18 protein-coding genes are annotated in these 19,923 nt (G+C 41.5%); 10 read left to right on the top strand and 8 right to left on the bottom strand.

The window, feature by feature from the left end; all coding sequences use genetic code 11:
• Positions 1-187 (bottom strand): transposase (locus ACE1AT_RS03680; protein WP_374865950.1); only part of this gene is annotated, 187 nt, incomplete at its 3' end.
• Between the two features lie 323 nt (positions 188-510).
• On the opposite strand from ACE1AT_RS03680, the gene ACE1AT_RS03675 reads away from it, so the two are divergent.
• The 3 genes from ACE1AT_RS03675 to ACE1AT_RS03665 all read left to right on the top strand — a co-directional run bounded on the left by ACE1AT_RS03675 (position 511) and on the right by ACE1AT_RS03665 (position 4,479).
• Positions 511-1,731, top strand: a complete 1,221-nt coding sequence (locus ACE1AT_RS03675; RefSeq protein ID WP_374865949.1) for a glycosyltransferase — start codon at positions 511-513, stop codon at positions 1,729-1,731.
• Positions 1,732-1,794: 63 nt separating this feature from the next.
• On the top strand, positions 1,795-2,523 hold the full coding sequence (locus ACE1AT_RS03670) for a class I SAM-dependent methyltransferase (RefSeq protein WP_374865948.1): 729 nt from the start codon (positions 1,795-1,797) through the stop codon (positions 2,521-2,523).
• Between the two features lie 141 nt (positions 2,524-2,664).
• Positions 2,665-4,479, top strand: a complete 1,815-nt coding sequence (locus ACE1AT_RS03665; protein ID WP_374865947.1) for a glycosyltransferase — start codon at positions 2,665-2,667, stop codon at positions 4,477-4,479.
• 22 nt (positions 4,480-4,501) lie between these two features.
• Here the strand turns inward: ACE1AT_RS03665 and ACE1AT_RS03660 are convergent, their stop codons facing one another.
• The gene (locus ACE1AT_RS03660; protein ID WP_374865946.1) at positions 4,502-5,101 is read right to left on the bottom strand and encodes a DUF3318 domain-containing protein; all 600 of its coding nucleotides are present in this window, start codon (positions 5,099-5,101) and stop codon (positions 4,502-4,504) included.
• Between the two features lie 267 nt (positions 5,102-5,368).
• Between ACE1AT_RS03660 and ACE1AT_RS03655 the strand changes: the two genes are divergently transcribed.
• On the top strand, positions 5,369-5,617 hold the full coding sequence (locus ACE1AT_RS03655) for a hypothetical protein (RefSeq protein ID WP_374865945.1): 249 nt from the start codon (positions 5,369-5,371) through the stop codon (positions 5,615-5,617).
• 105 nt (positions 5,618-5,722) lie between these two features.
• Here the strand turns inward: ACE1AT_RS03655 and ACE1AT_RS03650 are convergent, their stop codons facing one another.
• Positions 5,723-7,144: an NADP-dependent isocitrate dehydrogenase gene (locus ACE1AT_RS03650; protein ID WP_374865944.1), complete on the bottom strand. Its 1,422-nt coding sequence runs from the start codon at positions 7,142-7,144 to the stop codon at positions 5,723-5,725.
• Positions 7,145-7,472: 328 nt separating this feature from the next.
• Between ACE1AT_RS03650 and ACE1AT_RS03645 the strand changes: the two genes are divergently transcribed.
• The 6 genes from ACE1AT_RS03645 (at position 7,473) to ACE1AT_RS03620 (ending at position 13,351) form a co-directional block, all read left to right on the top strand.
• A complete protein-coding gene (locus ACE1AT_RS03645) occupies positions 7,473-7,640 on the top strand; it encodes a hypothetical protein (RefSeq protein ID WP_374865943.1) in 168 nt (55 codons plus the stop codon).
• A gap of 115 nt (positions 7,641-7,755) precedes the next feature.
• The gene (locus ACE1AT_RS03640; protein WP_374865942.1) at positions 7,756-8,472 is read left to right on the top strand and encodes a GUN4 N-terminal ARM-like repeat domain-containing protein; all 717 of its coding nucleotides are present in this window, start codon (positions 7,756-7,758) and stop codon (positions 8,470-8,472) included.
• Between the two features lie 4 nt (positions 8,473-8,476).
• On the top strand, positions 8,477-8,659 hold the full coding sequence (locus ACE1AT_RS03635; protein WP_374865941.1) for a type II toxin-antitoxin system HicB family antitoxin: 183 nt from the start codon (positions 8,477-8,479) through the stop codon (positions 8,657-8,659).
• Positions 8,660-8,723: 64 nt separating this feature from the next.
• A complete protein-coding gene (locus tag ACE1AT_RS03630; RefSeq protein WP_374865940.1) occupies positions 8,724-9,842 on the top strand; it encodes an ABC transporter ATP-binding protein in 1,119 nt (372 codons plus the stop codon).
• A 62-nt stretch (positions 9,843-9,904) separates the two neighbouring features.
• The gene (mnmG, locus tag ACE1AT_RS03625) at positions 9,905-11,842 is read left to right on the top strand and encodes a tRNA uridine-5-carboxymethylaminomethyl(34) synthesis enzyme MnmG (protein WP_374865939.1); all 1,938 of its coding nucleotides are present in this window, start codon (positions 9,905-9,907) and stop codon (positions 11,840-11,842) included.
• Between the two features lie 225 nt (positions 11,843-12,067).
• Positions 12,068-13,351, top strand: coding sequence for a type II secretion system protein N (locus ACE1AT_RS03620; RefSeq protein WP_374865952.1), 1,284 nt, complete (start codon positions 12,068-12,070; stop codon positions 13,349-13,351).
• Between the two features lie 237 nt (positions 13,352-13,588).
• On the opposite strand, the gene ACE1AT_RS03615 is transcribed toward ACE1AT_RS03620, so the two are convergent.
• The 5 genes from ACE1AT_RS03615 to ACE1AT_RS03595 all read right to left on the bottom strand — a co-directional run bounded on the left by ACE1AT_RS03615 (position 13,589) and on the right by ACE1AT_RS03595 (position 19,861).
• A complete protein-coding gene (locus ACE1AT_RS03615; RefSeq protein ID WP_374865938.1) occupies positions 13,589-13,939 on the bottom strand; it encodes a hypothetical protein in 351 nt (116 codons plus the stop codon).
• A 42-nt stretch (positions 13,940-13,981) separates the two neighbouring features.
• Positions 13,982-14,368 carry a nuclear transport factor 2 family protein gene (locus ACE1AT_RS03610; protein ID WP_374865937.1) on the bottom strand — a complete coding sequence of 129 codons (387 nt, stop codon included), beginning with the start codon at positions 14,366-14,368 and terminating at the stop codon, positions 13,982-13,984.
• 90 nt (positions 14,369-14,458) lie between these two features.
• Positions 14,459-16,351: a response regulator gene (locus ACE1AT_RS03605; RefSeq protein WP_374865936.1), complete on the bottom strand. Its 1,893-nt coding sequence runs from the start codon at positions 16,349-16,351 to the stop codon at positions 14,459-14,461.
• Positions 16,352-16,366: 15 nt separating this feature from the next.
• Positions 16,367-16,813, bottom strand: a complete 447-nt coding sequence (locus ACE1AT_RS03600; protein WP_374865935.1) for a response regulator — start codon at positions 16,811-16,813, stop codon at positions 16,367-16,369.
• A 129-nt stretch (positions 16,814-16,942) separates the two neighbouring features.
• Positions 16,943-19,861 (bottom strand): PAS domain-containing protein, encoded by a 2,919-nt coding sequence (locus ACE1AT_RS03595; protein WP_374865934.1) that lies wholly within the window; start codon positions 19,859-19,861, stop codon positions 16,943-16,945.
• Positions 19,862-19,923: the final 62 nt, after the last annotated feature.

Genomic DNA, 19,923 nt, shown 5'->3' with positions numbered 1-19,923 from the left:
TCGATAGTTTGTGTAGAAAGTCTTTGCGAGTATCGGCAATTTTGTTATGCAGTTTTGCGATTCTAATTCGAGTTAAGTTTCTACGTTTTGATTCTTTGGGTTGGCGTGCTAATTTTTTCTGAAGTTGGCGAATTTTCCTGTTTAATGTTGAATAGCTAGGACTTTCAGCTTTTGTTCCATCTGACATTACAGCAAAAGTTTTTATCCCTAAATCAATACCAATGCTTTGGTTCTTAGCAAGAGTCCCCGTCCTTAAGGACGGGGATTCAGGATCAATAAATTACAAGTTTGTAGTAAGGACTTAAGTCCTTACTACAAACAAAAGACATCTGCATAAGTCATACAACTTTATATGTAATAACTATTGATAAAATTTGTATACACTGAGTTATATTAAAATTTAAAAAAATATAAACTATCTTACACAGTAACTAAGGAGTAATATAAACGACATTAGCTCTCTCACAAAATGCGAATATTGCTGCTTTTTGATAATCTCTACTTTGCTTAATGAATATAAATCAACCCAGTTCATTGTTAGCAGTTCCATCAGGAACCTTACAGATACCAGAATCACCGTCTCAAGAATTAATATGGTTTTCGCTGGTAATTCCAACTTACAACGAAGCTGCCAATATCGAAAAAATCATCCAAAGATTAACTCAATTACTTGATGAGCGTATCCCAGGAAACTACGAATTGATAGTGGTAGACGATGATAGTCTAGATGGTACATGGCAAGTAGCACAATCTTTAATGCAACAATACCCGCAATTGCAAGTGATGCGGCGTCAGCATGAAAGGGGTCTTTCCTCAGCAATAATTCGGGGTTGGCAAGTAGCAAAAGGAAGTATTCTAGGGGTGATAGATGGTGATTTACAGCATCCGCCCCATGTGCTGCTACAACTACTAGATGCAATTGTCCAGGGAGTAGATTTAGCAGTCGCTAGTCGTCATGTAGATGGTGGGGGAGTCTCTAGTTGGAGTTTAACAAGGCGTTTTTTGTCTCGTGGCGCTCAATTGTTAGGATTGGTAATTTTACCTAGCGTAGTTGGTCGAGTTTCAGACCCAATGAGCGGTTATTTTCTCTTACGTCGCCAGAGTATAGCTAATGTTACTCTGAATCCGGTAGGATACAAAATATTGCTGGAGGTGATCGGGCGTGGTCAAATTAAGCAGATCGCTGAAGTTGGTTACGTATTCTGTGAACGCAAACAGGGTGAGAGCAAAGTTACTTGGAAGCAATATCTAGAATACATTCATCATTTATTGCGGCTACGCCTTTCCACTGGACACATCGGAAGATTAAGCCGAAATTTCCCTGTTGGTCGATTTGTCCGTTTTGGTTTGGTGGGACTAAGTGGAGTATTTGTAGATATGGCGGTGCTTTACTTACTCAGCGACCCAACGACCTTGGGATTGCCCTTAACTCGCAGTAAAATCCTCGCTGGTGAGATTGCGATTTTTAATAATTTTTTGTGGAATGATGCTTGGACTTTTGCAGATGTGGCGATGCAACAGAACTCATGGCGTCAGCGCATGAAGCGGTTTTTGAAATTCAACATTATTTGTTTGGCTGGTTTGGTTTTGAATGTGGTGGTGTTGAACTTGGTGTTTAATTTCATGATTCGTAACCGCTATATTGCGAACTTGATTGCGATCGCCATTGCGACTATTTGGAATTTTTGGGTGAACCTCAAGCTCAGTTGGCGTGTTACTCAAGTGAAATAAATATTTTTGGAATTCAACCAACCAAGTATGTATTACAAGTAGTATGTACTTGGTCATATATCCATGCTTACAGGTTATCAAGAGGATCTTGCTTACATTCATGATGTCGGTTTCGGAGCTTTTTCAACTCAATCTGCACCAGGCTTACTAGAAATTTTGCATCAAAAAGGTATAAATAACGGTCTTGTAGTTGATCTAGGGTGCGGTAGTGGCATTTGGGCAAAAGCACTCACTCAAGCTGGTTATGATGTTTTAGGAATAGATATATCTGATGCATTTATAGACTTAGCTAGAAAAAAAGCGCCAAAGGCTAATTTCCAAAAAGCATCTTTTTTGAGAGTTACACTACCAAAATGTGATGCTGTCACCTCAATTGGAGAATGCTTAAATTATCAATTTGATGAACATGGTTTAGTAGAAATTCAAGAGCTATTTGCTCGCATATACACAAGCTTAAAACCAGGTGGTGTATTTATTTTCGATATTGCCGAACCAGGATATGTTAGAGGGATGAATCCCCAAAAAACCTATTCTCAAGGACAAGATTGGGCTATTTTGCTGGAAAAAACAGAGGATAAGATCACAAATCACTTAACTAGAAAAATGACAATCTTCCGTAAGGTAGATAATTTTTATCACCGAAGTGAAGAAATTCATCACGTTCAGCTGTATAAAGCTTCTGAAGTTGCAACAGAACTCCGAAAAATTGGTTTTAAAGTCAAAATGATTCGTGGATATGGAGACTTCAGATTTAGTCAGATCCAAGTTGGATTCATTGCAACAAAAGCATAAATATAGCCCAAGTGATACTGAATAGTTCATTTACTCCTACCCTCCAGAGGGATGAGGCATTCTGAGCGATTCGGGGTAGGATGTTGAATTGAACTTTAATTCAAAACTCACGTCTGATACTTATATTCAATATTCAATGTGATGGCGGCTCCACCATATCCCCGTTGGTTTCATCCTTGTTTGCTCTTGGTTTGGCTGTTCATCGGTGTCGGTTTGCGCTTAATCAATTTGACAGCAAAACCCCCTTGGACAGACGAATTCTCTACTTTAGTATTCAGTCTGGGAAATAGTTTTTTGCCAGTACCGTTAAATCAACCGATCGCAATTGATGTTTTATTACAACCACTACAACCCCAACCAGGTGCAACAATTCAAGATGTGCTGACACACTTATTTAGTGAAAGCAATCATCCACCTTTATACTTTGTGCTAACTCACCTGTGGGTGAAGTTATTTCCCACACAAGCGGGTTTAGTTTCATTATGGGGAGCGCGATCGCTTGCTGCTATTTTTGGAGCAATATCGATTCCTGCTATTTATGGTTTAAGCTGGCTGGCTTTTCGTTCCCGTTTGGTGAGTCATTTAGCTGCTGCAATCATGGCTATTTCACCCTACGGCATTTTTTTGGCTCAAGAAGCTCGTCACTATACTTTAGCTATTTTGTGGGTAATCGCTTCTCTGGCTTGCTTAGTAGTTACCACGCGCCATATCCAAAAAGGTAATCAGTTACCTCTTTGGTTAGTATTTGCTTGGATAGGAATTAATGCTTTAGGTGTTGCAACTCACTATTTCTTTGCACTCACCTTAATTACTGAAGCTGTTGTACTAATTTTTCTCGCTTGGGAACAGTGGAGACAAACAGACACGGGGACGTGGGGACGCGGGGACGCGGGGATAGGGGGACGTGGGGACGCGGGGAATACAGATGAAATACTCTCCGCGTCTTCCCCTCTCCGCGTCTTCCCCTCTCCGTGTCTCAAGTTCTCCTTCTTTTCTCCTCCTTGGGGACGTATTTATGCTGTTGCTGTTGGTAGTTTGATAGCGGGTATAGTGTGGATACCAACATTTTTAGATAACGCCTATGGTGATAAGTTAACAAATTGGATTCAGGGCGATCGCGTTGGTATTGCTTGGATTAGCCCAATTTTTCAAGCGATGGCAGCCTGGGTTACGATGATAGTTTTACTACCAGTGGAATCACCGCAGCTAGCAGTAGTAATTGTTTCTGGGTTAGTCATGGCTATCTTCTTGATTTGGGTAGTACCAATTTTAGTTAATGGTTTTAAAACTCAGCTTTACAAACCACAAAGCCGTATGATTACACAAATGTTTGCTGGTGTAGTTGTAGGCGCGATCGCTTTATTCTTTTGCTTTACTTATTTTCTTGGGATTGATCTCACCAGAGGCGCTCGTTATAATTTTGTCTACTTTCCTGCGGTAGTGGTTTTAGTAGGAGCTAGTTTAGCAATTAGTTGGAATATTCCTCCAGGGAAAACAGTGAGGTGGGGAGTAACGGGAAAAATGTCTGTGCTAATTATCTGGGTAATTGGCTTTCTCAGTGCTATCACAGTTATTTTTAATTTAGGGTATCAAAAATATTACCGCCCAGATTTATTTATAGAACTGATTCAAAATACATCTAAAGTGCCGATATTGATTGCGACTACCCAAAAAACTCATGTCCAAATTGGTGAAATGATGGGAGTTGCGAGAGAATTCAAGTTTCACGATTCTGTTTCCCTCTCTGCAAAATTCCTTCTAGCTCATAAAGACAAACATACTAATCCTTCTAATACTCTCCAAGATACCTTAGACAAGCTACCCCGTCCCCTTGACTTATGGTTAGTGAATTTTCGTGCTGCTGAACCAGAAGCAATCAAAAATTGTGTGAAGCACAGCCAAACTTTACCAGCAATTAATGGTTATGAGTATAAGCTTTATCACTGTAATTCATAATTCCTAATTCCTAATTCATAATTCATAATTTATTTGGTACACCCACTGAAGACAAACCAGCGATCGCCCGCAAGTTTTGACAACGAATTAATTCATGGAAATTTAGGACATTACGCCCTTCTATTTTTGTAACTGTCTCAATCGCAGACAACAAATGTTGTGCGGCTTCAGCTTCTGAGTAACCACGGCGCTGTGCTACTTTAATTGCAGTTTCATCAGCATTTAACTCTGAGTGTTGAGAATGATTGATAGCAGTAATACGATATACTGCTAAACTGGTCAGCCCACCAGCAACAACAACACCTACCGGATCTGTTTGCCAGAATTCTACCAATGCGCCCAAGATCCCAGCTATGGCTATACCTTGATAAATATCTGGTTTAAACCACCTTACCCCTGTTAACCAACAAACTGTCCGCAATAAAATCAAATCTCGTTGTGGTTTCGTCAACCGACGCCACAAATCAAAATTAATATATATTGGTCGTTCCCGGTTCCAAGGTAAAGGAAAGGAAACATCAATTACTTTTGCTTGCTCCGGTTTACTCAGAATTTTGGTCATGATTCGACCAGAAGCAGGCATAGTATCATATAAACGGCGAATCTCAGCAATTGGCTCCATAAATTATGACGTTGCAAAGCAATGAAGAGAACAAAGTCTGATGTACTTAGGGAATTGATTAGGAAGCTAAAGATTAAGAAAAAGTCGCCCGCTTAAGGGCGAGGCTTCAGACCCATTGTTTTGGTGAGCTATCATCAGCTTGTATGATTTTTGTGATATATGCTTAGAATACCTAAGCTATTGGATTTTAAAATACCAGTTTTGAAGATTATTGACTCTTGATCAATCACCAATCACCAATCACCAATCACCAATGACCAATAACTAATGACTATAGAGGCTTTTGCTCCTATCCCACCCGAATGGACTAATAAAGCAATTCATGCTCGTGAGTTTTGCTGTCCCACATGCCATGCTAGCAGTTTGGAAGCTACACAAGTGTGGATTAATCGCCGTTCGCCCGTAATTACAGAGGAATACCGTCGCAAATGGCAAGAATTTTACCACTGTCACTGTGGTTGTGTCTGGTGGGCTTGGAGTAGCGATCGCCCACCGTCAAATTTTAGTAGTCAATAGACTTATATACAACTAGTAACCCAACATCGTGAGAATAAGTTGGGTTTCCTTACGTCAACCCAACCTACTCTTAATGCTGTGTCAGTCCACTACTGAAGCTGATATCTAACTAAAGTGTTTGATAATTGCTTCCGCAAATTCGGAACACTTCAAAGGTTCAACAGGTGGTTCCATTAACCGTGCTAAGTCGTAGGTAACTTGACGGTTTGCGATCGCATTTCCAAGACCTTTTTTGATCAAGTCTGCTGCTTCTTGCCATCCTAGATATTCCAGCATCATCACACCAGACAAAATCACTGAACCAGGATTAATCCGATCCAAGCCAGCGTGTTTAGGTGCTGTGCCGTGGGTAGCTTCAAAAACCGCGCATTCATCGCCAATATTTGCCCCTGGCCCCATTCCCAGCCCACCAACAATGGCGGCCGCTGCATCAGACAAATAATCGCCATTCAAGTTCATCGTCGCCAGAATCGAATACTCATCTGGCCGAGTTTGGATTTGCTGGAAAATACTATCAGCGATGCGGTCATTGACCATCACCTTGTCTTTCCATTTACCGTTACCGTGAGTTGACCAAATTGAGTTAAGAACTGTTTCTACTTCCTTGACAATTTGAGCTTTTTTCTCTGCGGTTAAAGCATCAAAACCAGGATCAACCATCCGGGCGTTTTCTTCTGAGGTGATGTTGGGGTTTTTCTCTTTATTGCTTAAAATCCAAGATTCCCGTTCTGTAATACAACTGACGCGAAATTCACTGGTTGCGAGTTCGTAACCCCAATCACGGAAAGCACCTTCGGTGTACTTCATAATGTTGCCCTTATGCACCAAAGTCACCATTTGTTTGTGTTTGGGTAGTTGCAGGGCGTGTTTGATCGCGCGTCTTACCAAGCGCTGGGAACCTGTTTTACTGATTGGTTTAATGCCAATTCCAGAGTCCAGGGGAATTTGTTTTTTGCCGTGTTCTGGTGTTGCGGGGATAAGTTCTTTGTTGAGGTATGAAATGAGGCGATCAGCGATTTCACTACCTTGTTTCCACTCGATCCCCAAATAAATATCTTCGGTATTTTCCCGATAAACAATCACATCAAGTTTTTCGGGACTTTTGTGGGGAGAAGGCGTACCTGCGTAGTACCGACAAGGACGTACGCAAGCATAAAGGTCAAAAATTTGCCGTAAAGCAACATTCAGCGAGCGGATACCACCGCCGATAGGAGTGGTCAAAGGCCCTTTGATGGCAACACCGTATTCCTGAATTGCTGTCAAAGTATCTTGGGGTAAATACTGATATGTACCGTATAATTCGCAAGCTTCATCACCAGCATATACCTTGAACCAGCTAATTTTTCGTTTGCCTTTGTATGCTACATCTACAGCAGCATCAAACACTTTTTGGGCTGCTGGCCAAATATCGATCCCAGTACCATCTCCTCGAATAAAGGGAATGATTGGATTGTCAGGAACAGTTGGTTCACCATTTTTGAAAGTAATTTTTGCTCCGGTTGAGGGGGGAGTAATTTTTTCGTACATTCACACACTCCTGATTGTGGTGCAGCGACTTCAGCCGCCATATTTGTTAATAATTGGTAGTTGATCGTTGTTTGTTGCTAGATAATTAATTCAAAACAATAAACAACAAACAGCAATCATATATTTTGCTGTACTTTGTAATTGAGCAAGCCAACAAGCAGAGTTTTTCCCCTCTGGAGAAGAGTATAAGCGACTGAAGGCGAGGAACCAAATTATTTCCCGATCCCCGATCCCCGATCCCCGATCCCTTATCCTCTCCTTTCGATGCTATCTTACCGCCTAGAGGCATAATTGGTATACTGTGGGAATATACAGCAAAAAGCCAGCAATGAAGAATAAAAGAGAGATCACTATCAGGGTGACTGAGCAAGAGTTCGCAATGTTGGAATCTCACTGTCAAGCTGTAGGCAGAACCAAAACGGATATTTTGCGAGAGTTTATCAGATCACTGGGTTCTAAAACCACTGACACATCTAAGGATAATGCAGGTATATAATGAGTAGGCTTTGGGCGCAATTTCCTGTAAACTACTCTACGCTACTAATGCTTGCCCATCTACAAAATTTTATAGTTCATCGCTTGTTCACCGATCGCATTTTCTGAGTAATGGCATGACAGACCCAATGATTGTATCAGGCTCATCTTCTGACATTGAATCCCTACGCGGGCAATTAGTTGCTGGGTCTCTGCAAGTCCAACAACAAACGATCCCGCAGCTAGCTAACCTTGGTCATGGTGGATTCGATGTCCTGATGGAATTTTTAATGGAACGTCGCGACACTCCCGCTACTTGGGTTGATGGTAAAGCTTACCAAGTGTTGTATAACTCTGATTTACCTCAAGTTAAAGATTTTCTTCAAACCCATTTCCCACAAGGTATTGTGCCTCTAAAATCAGAGTGCGGTATTGATTACAGTCCTTTGCAACATCTGCTAGCAACTCAAGATTTTGAGGCTAGCGATCGCATGACAATCCAAAAAATGTGTGAAATTGCGGGTGCAGAAGCAGTTAAACGCAAGTGGCTTTATTTTACCGAAGTAGATAATTTCCCAGTTACAGACTTACAAACTATTAACAAACTTTGGTTAGTCCACTCCGAAGGTAAATTTGGTTTTTCAGTACAACGAGAAATCTGGTTGGGTTTAGGAAAAAATTGGGATAATCTTTGGGTAAAAATTGGTTGGAAAAAAGGTAATAACTGGACACGTTACCCTCAAGAATTTACCTGGGATTTAACCGCACCCAAAGGTCATTTACCTCTTTCTAATCAACTGCGAGGAGTCAGAGTAATTGCGTCTTTGCTTTCTCATCCGGCTTGGGAGAAATAAGGCTATGTTAAATACCAACAAGCGAGAATTCTACGTCATCATTGAACGAGATGAAGATGGATATTATGTAGGCGAAGTTCCACAATTAAAAGCTTGTTATAGTCAAGGAGAAATAATTGATGAGTTAATGAGCAATATTAAAGAAGTGATTGAACTTTGCTTGGAAGAAGAAACTGCATTACTGTAATCCAAAGTTTTCACGTTAAAATGCGATCGCACCTCGCCAGATAGATCAGCCCATAATCACAACAATGGCTAGCGTTAGTCTCGAAAGCATTAAGCGTAAATTTAACAATGTCACCGCTATAGAGGATATTACCTTTAATATTCCCGATGGCGAATTTTGGGTTTTGGTAGGGCCTTCGGGTTGTGGTAAATCCACGATTTTACGCACAATTGCGGGTTTGGAAACTGCGACTTCTGGCAAACTTTACATTGGGGATAAGTTAATGAACAATGTCCCCGCCAGACAAAGAGATGTCGCAATGGTGTTTCAGAATTATGCCCTGTATCCGCACATGACGGTGGCAGAAAATATTGCTTTTGGGTTACGGATGCGAAAAATAGATCCGAAGACTGTGCAAGAAAGGGTGATGACGGTGGCGCGATCGCTCGCTTTGGAACATCTGTTAGAACGTAAACCCAAACAACTTTCCGGGGGACAACAACAACGGGTAGCATTAGGAAGAGCGATCGCCCGTCAACCACAGGTATTTTTATTAGATGAACCTCTATCAAATTTAGATGCTCAATTGCGAGATGATACGCGAGCGGAGTTAAAAGAATTACATCAAAATCTGGGTATTACTACGGTATATGTCACCCATGATCAAGTTGAGGCGATGACGTTAGCTGATCAGATTGTGGTGTTGAATCGGGGTAGAATTCAGCAAATTGGTGAACCACAAGAAATTTATGCCAAACCAGCTAACCGGATGGTGGCTACTTTTTTGGGTAGTCCACCGATGAATATTTTACCAGCAAAGTATGTGGCTGGGGGTTTTGCTGTGGATGGGCAGGTGTTACCTGTGAGTGTGGATATGCAAGATAAGTTGCATCTGCGTGAAGGACAGGGGTTTGATTTGGGGGTTCGACCGGAGAGTATTAAGATTAATGAATCGCAGATGCCCAGAGAACACACAGAAGAAGAATTCGGAGAATTAGTAGTGGAGGTGAAGGTGGTAGAACCTCTGGGAAGGGAGACTTTGATTCGTGCAGGTTTACCTGGTTCGGGGGTGCTGGTGAATGTACAAGTGGGTGCGGATGTGCGTCCTCATCCAGGCGATCGCTTGACGTTAGAGATTGATTTGAGTCAGTTATTTGTGTTTGATACTGCTACAGGCGATCGTTTATATCCTCAACTTACTTAAGTATTGAAAATGCAGTATTAGTTAAAATTGATCAGAATCTCAAAGCCTAGTGTTTTCTAATTATGACCATGCACAATTCTATAGATTTCCAAGACGCTTTTGATGTCATTGTCGTTGGTGCAGGTCACTCTGGTTGTGAAGCAGCACTTGCAACTGCACGCCTTGGTTGCCGTACCATGCTGTTGACACTCAACTTAGATAAAATTGCTTGGCAACCTTGTAACCCAGCCGTAGGTGGGCCTGCTAAATCTCAGTTGACCCATGAGGTAGATGCACTGGGCGGAGAAATAGGTAAAATTGCAGACCGCACATATTTGCAAAAGCGGATTCTCAATTCTTCGCGAGGACCTGCGGTTTGGGCTTTACGCGCTCAGACTGATAAGCGGGAATACGCGGCGGTGATGAAGGGAATTGTTGAGAATCAAGAAAATTTAACTGTTCGTGAGGGGATGGTTACAGATTTAGTACTAGGTGCTAACGATGAAGTCATCGGTGTTCAGACTTATTTTGGTGTGGGGTTCGAGTGCAAAGCAGTCATTCTCACAACTGGCACATTCTTGGGCGGCAAAATTTGGGTTGGTAACAAGTCGATGTCAGCTGGTAGGGCTGGGGAATTTGCTGCTGTTGAGTTAACGGAAACTCTACAACGTTTGGGTTTTGAAACTGGTCGTCTGAAAACGGGTACTCCTGCACGAGTTGATAAACGGTCTGTAGACTACAGCAAATTGGAACCCCAACCAGGGGATACAGATGTGCGTTGGTTTAGCTTTGACCCCCAGGTATGGGTAGAAAGGGAACAAATGCCTTGTCATATGACACGGACAACAGCCGAAACCCATCGTCTGATTCGGGAAAATCTCCACCTCTCGCCAGTGTATGGTGGTTGGGTAGAAGCAAAAGGGCCGCGCTACTGTCCCAGTATTGAAGATAAGATAGTGCGCTTTGCTGATAAGGAAAGCCACCAAATATTTATCGAACCGGAAGGTAGAGATATACCAGAACTTTATATTCAAGGGTTTTCGACAGGATTACCCGAAAACTTGCAATTGCAAATGTTGCGGAGTCTGCCTGGTTTAGAAAACTGTATCATGCTACGTCCAGCCTATGCTGTTGAGTATGATTATTTGCCTGCAACTCAGTGTTTTCCCACACTGATGACAAAGAAGGTAGCAGGACTGTTTTGTGCAGGACAAATTAACGGTACAACTGGCTACGAAGAAGCCGCAGCCCAAGGTATTGTAGCCGGAATTAATGCGGCGCAATTTGTGCGGGGAGCAGCGATGATTGTGTTTCCGCGTGAAGAAAGTTACATCGGTACATTGGTTGATGACTTGTGTACAAAAGACTTGCGGGAGCCTTACCGGATGTTAACTAGCAGGTCAGAGTATCGTTTAATTTTACGTTCTGATAATGCTGACCAACGCCTGACACCATTGGGCAGAGAAATTGGTCTAATTGACGATCGCCGTTGGGAATTATTTAGCCGCAAGCAAACAAATATCACTGCCGAAAAAGAACGGTTGCACAGCATCCGAGTCAAAGAACATGATGAAATTGGCAAAGCGATCGCGCAAGCAACTGGACAAGCAATCAAAGGTTCGATTACCCTCGCTGACTTGTTACGGCGTCCAGGCTTTCATTATCGAGACCTCAACACCTATGGACTGGGAAATCCCAACCTTAACCGTGCTGAAACAGAAGGTGCAGAAATTGATATTAAGTACTCTGGTTATCTAGCTAGACAGCAAAATCAAATTGAGCAGATTGCTCGTCAAGCCAATCGTCACTTACCCGCTGATTTAGATTACGGAGTAATTGATACCCTTTCTAAAGAAGCACGGGAAAAGCTCACCAAGGTAAAACCGTTGACAATCGGTCAAGCCACACGTATCGGTGGTGTGAATCCAGCAGACATTAATGCTTTGTTAATTTATTTAGAATTGCGTAGAACAAAGACGGATACTGAGTTTTCAGCTTTAGCTTCCCAAAAAACTTTATGAAGCGGGAGTATAGTAGTAAGGTAGATCAGGGTATAGTTTAGTATGATTGATGACATCAGTATATACTGAACATGATCATACAGTTCCCTGACTACAAGTCGAATTTAATACCAAATCATTATCAACTCGTCTAACTGAGACGGGGTAATAGGTGTTTGCTCCCAGATCAGCACACAGGGCTAACAATTCATTAGTTCCCCGATGAAGCTAAAACTGAAAATCGCTATGTCTCAACAAGCCAGCACAAATCTTATTATTCCAGAACCATCAGAGGAATTAATCACCAGTGAACCTTGGACGATGGAAACCTACGCCGATGGTTTTATAGATGACCTATTTGCCGAGATAGACTCGATTTTGGATGGTAGCCCCAATCTACCTTCGCACACGGTGCAGCAAACACACACGCATCTACAAACAGTAAAGATACCGCCAATTGTCTTGCCAGATAAACCGTGGCGAAGCCTACAAACAGCGTCGCACTACAGAAACAACCCCAATGCAGTAGTAGTAAATACTGCTCCTGTGAGTAAAGTTGTGAAGAGAGTACGCCCAAAATCACGACACTGGTTCAGTAAAATGCTGAACGTGGGAACAAGCTTAGGATTAGCGATCGCCAGCATTGTCTGGTTAATGAACTCTGGTTTGTTCAACCGCACCAAATTAACCTCTTTTCAGCAAGCTTTAGAAGTACCCCAACCAAAATTACCCACAAAAGCAGAAATAGAAGCAGATTTTGTAAATTACATGTTGGGTTCGCTTGCAGCCATAGACAGACAAGAAGCCAAAACCAATATTAAGCCTGTCAATGTTGCACTCACACCCCCAGTTACAACAAACCGCACAGCCTTGGCTTATGTCAGGAATGACCAATCTCCTGCTGCTAACCTACCACCAGTTGTTACTGCTAACAACACATCTCCGACTCCGAGTCGTTCCACAAACGTTGTTGAGCGCATCTATATCCCTGTTTATCAAGCGCCATTACCAATGCGCTATGTACCTCCCAAGGTTTCTGGTAGTAATAGCACAACTTTGCCACCAATGCCATCTGCTATTCATCAAAAGACAACAAATACACCTAAACCTACATCTGTTGTTAAACCTTCTCCCAAAACTGGCATAAAACCAACTAAACCTACAAATGTCTTAGCAGTAGTGCAAACAAGCCTGAAACCCATAGATATAAAAACTGCACCAATTACAGTCACACAAGCAACCAAACCAACCACTAACCAACAGCCAACACCAGTACCAGTACCAGTAAAAACAGAAGTGACAGCTGTTGCATCTGCTCCTAATCCTGCCTATATTCTTGAGGGATTGCTAGAGTCAGAGAATAAATCCAAATCTACTGCTTTATTTCAAATTAATGGTGTGACTCAGCGCGTTGATATTGGTGAAAGCATCGGTTCTAGTGGTTGGACACTAGTAGATGTTGCGAACAAAGAAGCAATCATCCGCCGCAACGGCGAAGTGCGATCAATTTTTGCTGGACAGAGATTTTAGATTGGTTAGTCGTTGGTGGTTAGTAGGCAAAAACAACTTTTAATTTATTTCTACACAGTATATCAGTAATATATTTCGCCTTTTGTGCAGGTCAGACTTTAGGGTACATCATTTCCAATTTTTCGCGATATTTAAAAAAGTTTAAAAAACCCGCCTGCGATTCAAATCCCAGTTTTATAGCTCAAGTCTGTTTAAGCAGATAGTTTGATTTATTTGAGTCTTATAAATTAAATTATTCTACTTTTGACGAGACTCTAATTGAGTAACTCGCTTTTCTAATCCTTGGACTTGCCGTTTGACTTCAACTACTAATGTAGCCAGTCTGTCAAACATTGGATCTTTTTGTTGAGAGAGATTGCGTCGGGAAGGTGGTGAGGGAGTTATGGTTGTTCTTCGTGATGAAGAAGGACGGTTTGATAGTTGAGATTGAAGTTGATTTACTTGTGATTCCAAGCGATTAAAATCTGCTTCTAGATTATTCAGGCGAGATTCTACTTGTTGCGATGCAGCAGGATGAGAAAACAAACCACCCCAGAACATAATAAATACTAATGTTCCCAGGCAGATCAATACCCAGATTCTTTTCATTACTTTGCCATAGTGATAGTGATATCACTAAGTTAACGCACCTCATCGCATAATTGGGCTGGCGTGATGGTGTATTAAGTACCATTTTCCACCAAGAAATTCAAATATATTCGTAGCAAGCGATCGCGCTTCAATTTTCCTACCGTTAATCACTTGCATGAGATTTTCTACTAACACAATATAAGCAAGATGATCGCGGATCTCGACAGTAATTATCTCAGTATTTATTTCAATATAAGGCGTATTTTTAAAAATCTTCTCCCAAGAGGTAGAAATTGCTTTCCAACCCCGGAGTATATTCCAACCCGGATGAACACAAAGACTACCCGTTCCTTGAGACCAAACTGTACTCATAGCCTCAATATCTTTTTTTTCAAACGCACGATAAAATGCGTCATTTACAGCTAAAATTTCCGAATTATTAGTCATTAGTGGAGACGCGATTCATCGCGTCTGTGCAATGGTCATTTGTCATTAATTTGTCTCCCTTGTCCCCGATCCCTTGTCCCAATCCCCCAACTACCTTCCACTTTTCACTACGCCAATGGTTTGCAATAATTGCTTGGCGGTGTAGGGTTTGGATAAAAAGGCTTTGACACCTATGTCTGTGGCGGCGTTCACTTTTTCGGTGGATGCTAGTCCACTGACAGCGATGATTTTGACATGGGGATTAATTTTTTTCAAGGTGCGAATGGTTGTGAGTCCATCCATAGAGGGCATGAGCATATCTGTTAATACTACAGATATTTCGTCGCGATGTTCTGCATAAAGAGCGATCGCTTCAATGCCATCACAGGCTGTGATTGCTTTATAGTTGTAAGTCTCCAAAGATGTTTTGGTGATGTCGCGAATTGAATCTTCATCGTCAACGACCAAAATTAATTCGCCATTACCAATGGGTAATTCTTTTTCTGCTTCTTCTAAAGTTTCGGGTATCTGTTGTGCTGGCAAAAACACTTTAAATTGACTACCCTTGCCAAGTTCACTGTAGACATTGATAAAACCGCCATGACTTTTAACAATTCCCAGCACTGTAGAAAGACCGAGACCAGTTCCTTTACCAAATTCTTTAGTTGTATAAAATGGCTCAAATATTCGATCCAATATTTCAGGATTAATACCGACTCCCGTATCACTAACGGTAATAGCTACATAAGCACCAATTCGGGCGTCAAAATGCATTCTGGCATAATTTTCGTCTACTGAAAAGTTTTCCGCAGAGATAGTTAAACTACCGCCCATAGGCATAGCATCACGGGCATTGACACACAAATTCATCAGTACTTGATGCAGTTGAGTGGCATCACCATATATAGTCCAGAGGTTTGCCGGGATGGAGGTAGAAACTTCTATAGATTTCGGGAATGTTTCTCTCATGACTTGCTGAATTTCTCTGACTATGTGCTTAAATTGCAGCAAGGTGCGATCGCCTTCCATTCCGCGAGTAAAAGATAATACTTGCTTGACTAAATTTGCTCCTCGTTTGGCATTAGTAATTAAAATCGGTAAAAGTCGCTTACTACGCTCATCATCCAGTTGTGATTCTAACAGTTGCGCTGTCATTAATATTGGTGCGAGGACGTTGTTAAGGTCATGGGCAATCCCGCTAGCCAGAGTACCTATACTTTCTAATCTTTGGGCGCGTAAAAATTGGGATTCTAATAGTTTTTTCTGAGTAATATCAGTATTTACTACTAAAAAGCATTGAGAACTATGGTCAAAATCTCTTACAAGTGTCCAACGACTTTCGACTGTGATTTCTTGACCTGTTTTTGTAATTTGCTGTAATTCCCCTTCCCAGGCAAAATTTTTCATCAAAATGGAGAAGGCTGCTTGTAATTTTGATAAGTCTTTTTCTTGCCAAAGTTCCAAGGCTTTTTTACCAATAGCTTCTTCTTTTTTCCATTTATAAAGAAGTTCAGCAGCTTTATTCCAAAATAAAATTTTGTGATTTAAATCCTGTACAAAAATGGCATCAGTAGCCACATCTAACAAGGCGGCTTGTTCCCGGATTTTTTTCTCATTTTGTTTACGTTCTAAGGCATAACGAATAGAACGTTCAAGTAAAGGGGCTGCTAATTGGCTTTTTTCTAAATAATCAGCGGCCCCAGCTTTCATGGCCTCAATATCTATTTCTCTGTCTCCCTGACCTGTGAGAAAAATAATTGGGGCTACACAGCCATTCTTAATCGCTTCGCGTAATAGTTCTAATCCGTTACCTTCGCCTAAACGATAATCTACAAGATAAACATCATATTGACCCGTCAGAATCGCATTCCTACCGGCTTGATAGCTATTTACCCATTCCAAAGCACAAGAAGCTACTTGAAATTCTCTAAACCAATCACGAGTTAATATATAGTCATCATCATCATCATCAATCAGCAGAACTTTGATCAGGTTGTTTTTCATTGCTCCCTCCCACGCTTATAGGGGCAGTTCTACAATTTCAAACCAATATTTTCCTATAGCTTTCATTACCTCCACTAAGGCGGCGAATGTCACGGGTTTAATAATAAATGAATTCGCTCCCAAATTATAGCTACGATAAATATCTTCCTCAGCTTTTGAGGTAGTTAATACTACAACGGGAATTGACCTTAGCTCTGGATCATTTTTGATTTCTCTGAGTGCCTCACGACCATCTTTTTTAGGCATATTTAAATCTAACAGAATCAGACCGGGATGAGGTGAAATATTAGGATCAGCATACTGACCATGACGATACAGATAATCCATTAACTCCTCTCCATCGTGAACGATACGTAGATCAATAGCCAAGCGACTTTCTGCCAATGCTTCGCGAACTAACATGTAGTCCTCCTCATCATCATCAGCCATCAAGATCGTGACGGTTGTTTGCCGACCCTTCACTCTGCATTTTCTCCTTTGTGATGTTGATTAGGATTAATTCATTATTAAATTGAAACAAATTAATTGCTAGAAATTTGAGATTAAAAACTTTTATATGGGGATATGATCAACCTATGAGAAACAGAAAAATCAGGAATGGGGATGAATTGGCAAAGTCACAATAAATTTTGCTCCTTGTCCTGGCTCACTCCTAGCGGTAATGCTCCCGTGATGACGCTCAACAATTTTTCGGCAGATTGCTAACCCTATACCAGTGCCTTCATATTCACTACGACCATGTAGGCGCTGGAAGACGTTAAAGATCCGGTCTAAGTATTTCTCATTAAACCCTATACCGTTATCTTCCACAATGATTTGACATTTTTCAGCACTACTATGTTCTGATGGTTCTAATAAGGCTTGGCTATAAATTTTCACGATGGGCCTTACTTTTGGGCGGTGAAACTTCAGAGCATTACCAATCAGATTTTGTAACAATTGTCGTATTTGCAACGGGTCGGCGTTGATGGTGGATAATTCACCTATTTCTATCTTTGCTCCGGTTTGCTGAATACTGATTTCTAAATCAGACAACACCTCTTGTGTTACCTGCAAAAGATCCACTGGGATAAAAGGCTGGGCCCTGGTGGTAACTCGTGAAAGGCTTAATAAATCTTCTATTAAAATCTGCATCCGGCGAGCTGCATTTTGTATTCGCTCAAGATAGTCGTGTCCCTGTTCTGGGAGGACATCACCACAACTAGCTTTGAGGCGATCGCCAAAGGTTTTGATTTTCCGTAGTGGTTCTTGCAAGTCATGAGAAGCGACAAAGGCGAATTCTTGTAGTTCGTTGTTAGAACGGCTAAGTTCTTCCCGTTGGCGCGTTTCTTGTTCTAGGAGTTTAGCTTGACCAAGAGCAATACCCATTTGATCTGCTAGTTGTCGCAATAGTTCTATTTCCCATGCATTCCAATCACGGGGATGGGCGCACTGATGAGCAATCAATAGCCCCCATAATTTATTGTGTTGGAGAATTGGGACAACAAGGTTAGCTTTGATTGCATATCTTTGCAACATTTCCAGATAGCAGGATTCAACATTACTTTCTTCGACATTGCTAATCATCCCCACTCGCCCACTTTTGTATTTATCGATGTATGTTTCGTTAAAGCAAGGGTCAATGATGTTTTCTCCGATAATTACGGGGAAACCAGGAATGAGTGCTTCTTTAACTACACTTCCATAACTTTCAGATAGCAGCTTAAAGATGACCACTCGGTCGGCGTTGAGGAGTTTTTGGATCTCTGTAACAGTAGTTTGCAAAATCTCATCGATTTGCAATGACTGGCGAATTTTGAGAGTGATATCGGCAAATAAACGCGATCGCATGTTTTGACGCTGTAATTCTTCTTGTGCTAGTTTGCGATCGCTAATATCCATCATGGCTCCGATCATCCGTATCGGATTACCTGTGCGATCGCGGACAATGTAACCACGATCAAAGATGTATGCATAAGAACCATCGCTACGGCAAAAGCGGTATTCATTAGTCCAAGCTAGTTGCTTACTTTCTATGGCAGTATGAATATCCGTAAAGATTCTCTGTCTATCATCTGGGTGTATGCATTCATACCACCAATTAGCGTTATTCCCGATTTGTTCTGGTAAATAACCAAACAATATTTGAACATTGTTATTCCACCAGACGTAGTCTTTGAGTACATCCCAGTCCCAAACTACATCTGTGGTTGCACGAGCCAGGAATTGAAAGCGTTCTTCACTCTGATGCAAATTTTCTTCTGCTAGCTTACGCTCGGTAATATCGCTATGAGAACCTGCCATCCGTACAACGTCACCTTGATCATTCCACAGGGCTTGACCACGATCCAAAATCCATTTGTAAGTACCGTCTTTACAGCGTAGACGATATTCACTCATGTAAAAGGGAGTTTTTTGCTCAAAATGATCTTGGATAACTTGTCTCACCCAGTCAATATCATCAGGGTGTACTCGATTTGACCATTCATCTAAATGGTTGGAAATCTCCTGTTCTTCATAACCAAGCATTTCTTTCCAACGTGTAGAATAGAAAACCTCATTGGTTTTGACATTCCAATCCCAAATGCCATCATTATTACCCCGTAAAACTAAATGCCAACGTTGTTCACTTTCTTTCAGTGCATCTTCAACTTGTTGACGAGCAATAGCTGTAGCTAAAACATTAGCTGTTGCTTGCAAAAAGTAAATATCATCTTTGCTAAAAGTGCGATACTGGGTTGCGTGTGCGCCTAAAACACCGAAAGGACGTTCTTTGCCATGAATAATCACCGACAAACCGCTAATTACTTGATGATCAATTAGCAGTTGTGGCCCTGTGAAACGGGTTTCTGTACGGAGGTCTTCTACAACGACTGGGTCGTTAGAAACTAGAGTGTAACCCGCTTGAGAATTTATACCTGCGCTGACAATTGCCTCTCCTACAAGACCCGGTTGCCAACCTACTCCCGCCCGTAGCAGCAACTTATTTCCATCTGGTAGCAGTTCCAAAACTTTACAATACTCTACCTCTAGACATTCGGCAATGAAAGTTACTGCTTGTTGCATCAGCAAGATTAAGTCTATACCAACTAGTGCCTGTTGACTAAGTTCTGCTACTAGAATCTGCTGTTTAGTTTGTTGCTGTAGTGAGTGCATTGCACTACTAGCTTCTAAAAGACGCTGCACTCGTTGACGCAAAATCGGCCATTTAATGGGCTTGGTAATAAAATCTGCTGCACCTGCTGCAAAAGCCTTTTCTATAGATTCTTGGTCAACCAGACCTGTAACCATTAAAACAGGTGTGCGATCGCCACCAGGAAGTGCTTTTAATTGGGCGCAGCAACTAAACCCATCCATCCCTGACATCAAAGCATCTAGCAGCACTAATTTTGGTTGCTGTTGAGTATAGATCGCTAAGGCTTCCTCACCACTACTTGCTTCTACTACCCCATAGCCTGCTGTTACTAGCAATTCACGTAACTGCCTGCGTACTAAATCGTCATCATCAACAACCAAAATTAAATTTGTCATTTGTCATTAGTTTATAGTCAAAGATTGGTTAATCTCTTATTTGATATTTAAATTTTGTCAAT

It is taken from the genome of Pelatocladus sp. BLCC-F211, assembly GCF_041928655.1.
In the GTDB taxonomy this organism is placed as follows: Bacteria; Cyanobacteriota; Cyanobacteriia; order Cyanobacteriales; family Nostocaceae; genus Pelatocladus.
Note: the sequence above shows the minus strand (reverse complement) of the source record. Positions and strands in the feature narration are given on the sequence as shown.

Coding starts and splice junctions, on each gene's coding strand:
- ACE1AT_RS03675 (WP_374865949.1), top strand. CDS start 511: ATGAATATAAATCAACCCAGTTCATTGTTAGCAGTTCCATCAGGAACC.
- ACE1AT_RS03670 (WP_374865948.1), top strand. CDS start 1,795: ATGCTTACAGGTTATCAAGAGGATCTTGCTTACATTCATGATGTCGGT.
- ACE1AT_RS03665 (WP_374865947.1), top strand. CDS start 2,665: ATGGCGGCTCCACCATATCCCCGTTGGTTTCATCCTTGTTTGCTCTTG.
- ACE1AT_RS03660 (WP_374865946.1), bottom strand. CDS start 5,101: ATGGAGCCAATTGCTGAGATTCGCCGTTTATATGATACTATGCCTGCT.
- ACE1AT_RS03655 (WP_374865945.1), top strand. CDS start 5,369: ATGACTATAGAGGCTTTTGCTCCTATCCCACCCGAATGGACTAATAAA.
- ACE1AT_RS03650 (WP_374865944.1), bottom strand. CDS start 7,144: ATGTACGAAAAAATTACTCCCCCCTCAACCGGAGCAAAAATTACTTTC.
- ACE1AT_RS03645 (WP_374865943.1), top strand. CDS start 7,473: ATGAAGAATAAAAGAGAGATCACTATCAGGGTGACTGAGCAAGAGTTC.
- ACE1AT_RS03640 (WP_374865942.1), top strand. CDS start 7,756: ATGACAGACCCAATGATTGTATCAGGCTCATCTTCTGACATTGAATCC.
- ACE1AT_RS03635 (WP_374865941.1), top strand. CDS start 8,477: ATGTTAAATACCAACAAGCGAGAATTCTACGTCATCATTGAACGAGAT.
- ACE1AT_RS03630 (WP_374865940.1), top strand. CDS start 8,724: ATGGCTAGCGTTAGTCTCGAAAGCATTAAGCGTAAATTTAACAATGTC.
- mnmG (WP_374865939.1), top strand. CDS start 9,905: ATGACCATGCACAATTCTATAGATTTCCAAGACGCTTTTGATGTCATT.
- ACE1AT_RS03620 (WP_374865952.1), top strand. CDS start 12,068: ATGTCTCAACAAGCCAGCACAAATCTTATTATTCCAGAACCATCAGAG.
- ACE1AT_RS03615 (WP_374865938.1), bottom strand. CDS start 13,939: ATGAAAAGAATCTGGGTATTGATCTGCCTGGGAACATTAGTATTTATT.
- ACE1AT_RS03610 (WP_374865937.1), bottom strand. CDS start 14,368: ATGACTAATAATTCGGAAATTTTAGCTGTAAATGACGCATTTTATCGT.
- ACE1AT_RS03605 (WP_374865936.1), bottom strand. CDS start 16,351: ATGAAAAACAACCTGATCAAAGTTCTGCTGATTGATGATGATGATGAT.
- ACE1AT_RS03595 (WP_374865934.1), bottom strand. CDS start 19,861: ATGACAAATTTAATTTTGGTTGTTGATGATGACGATTTAGTACGCAGG.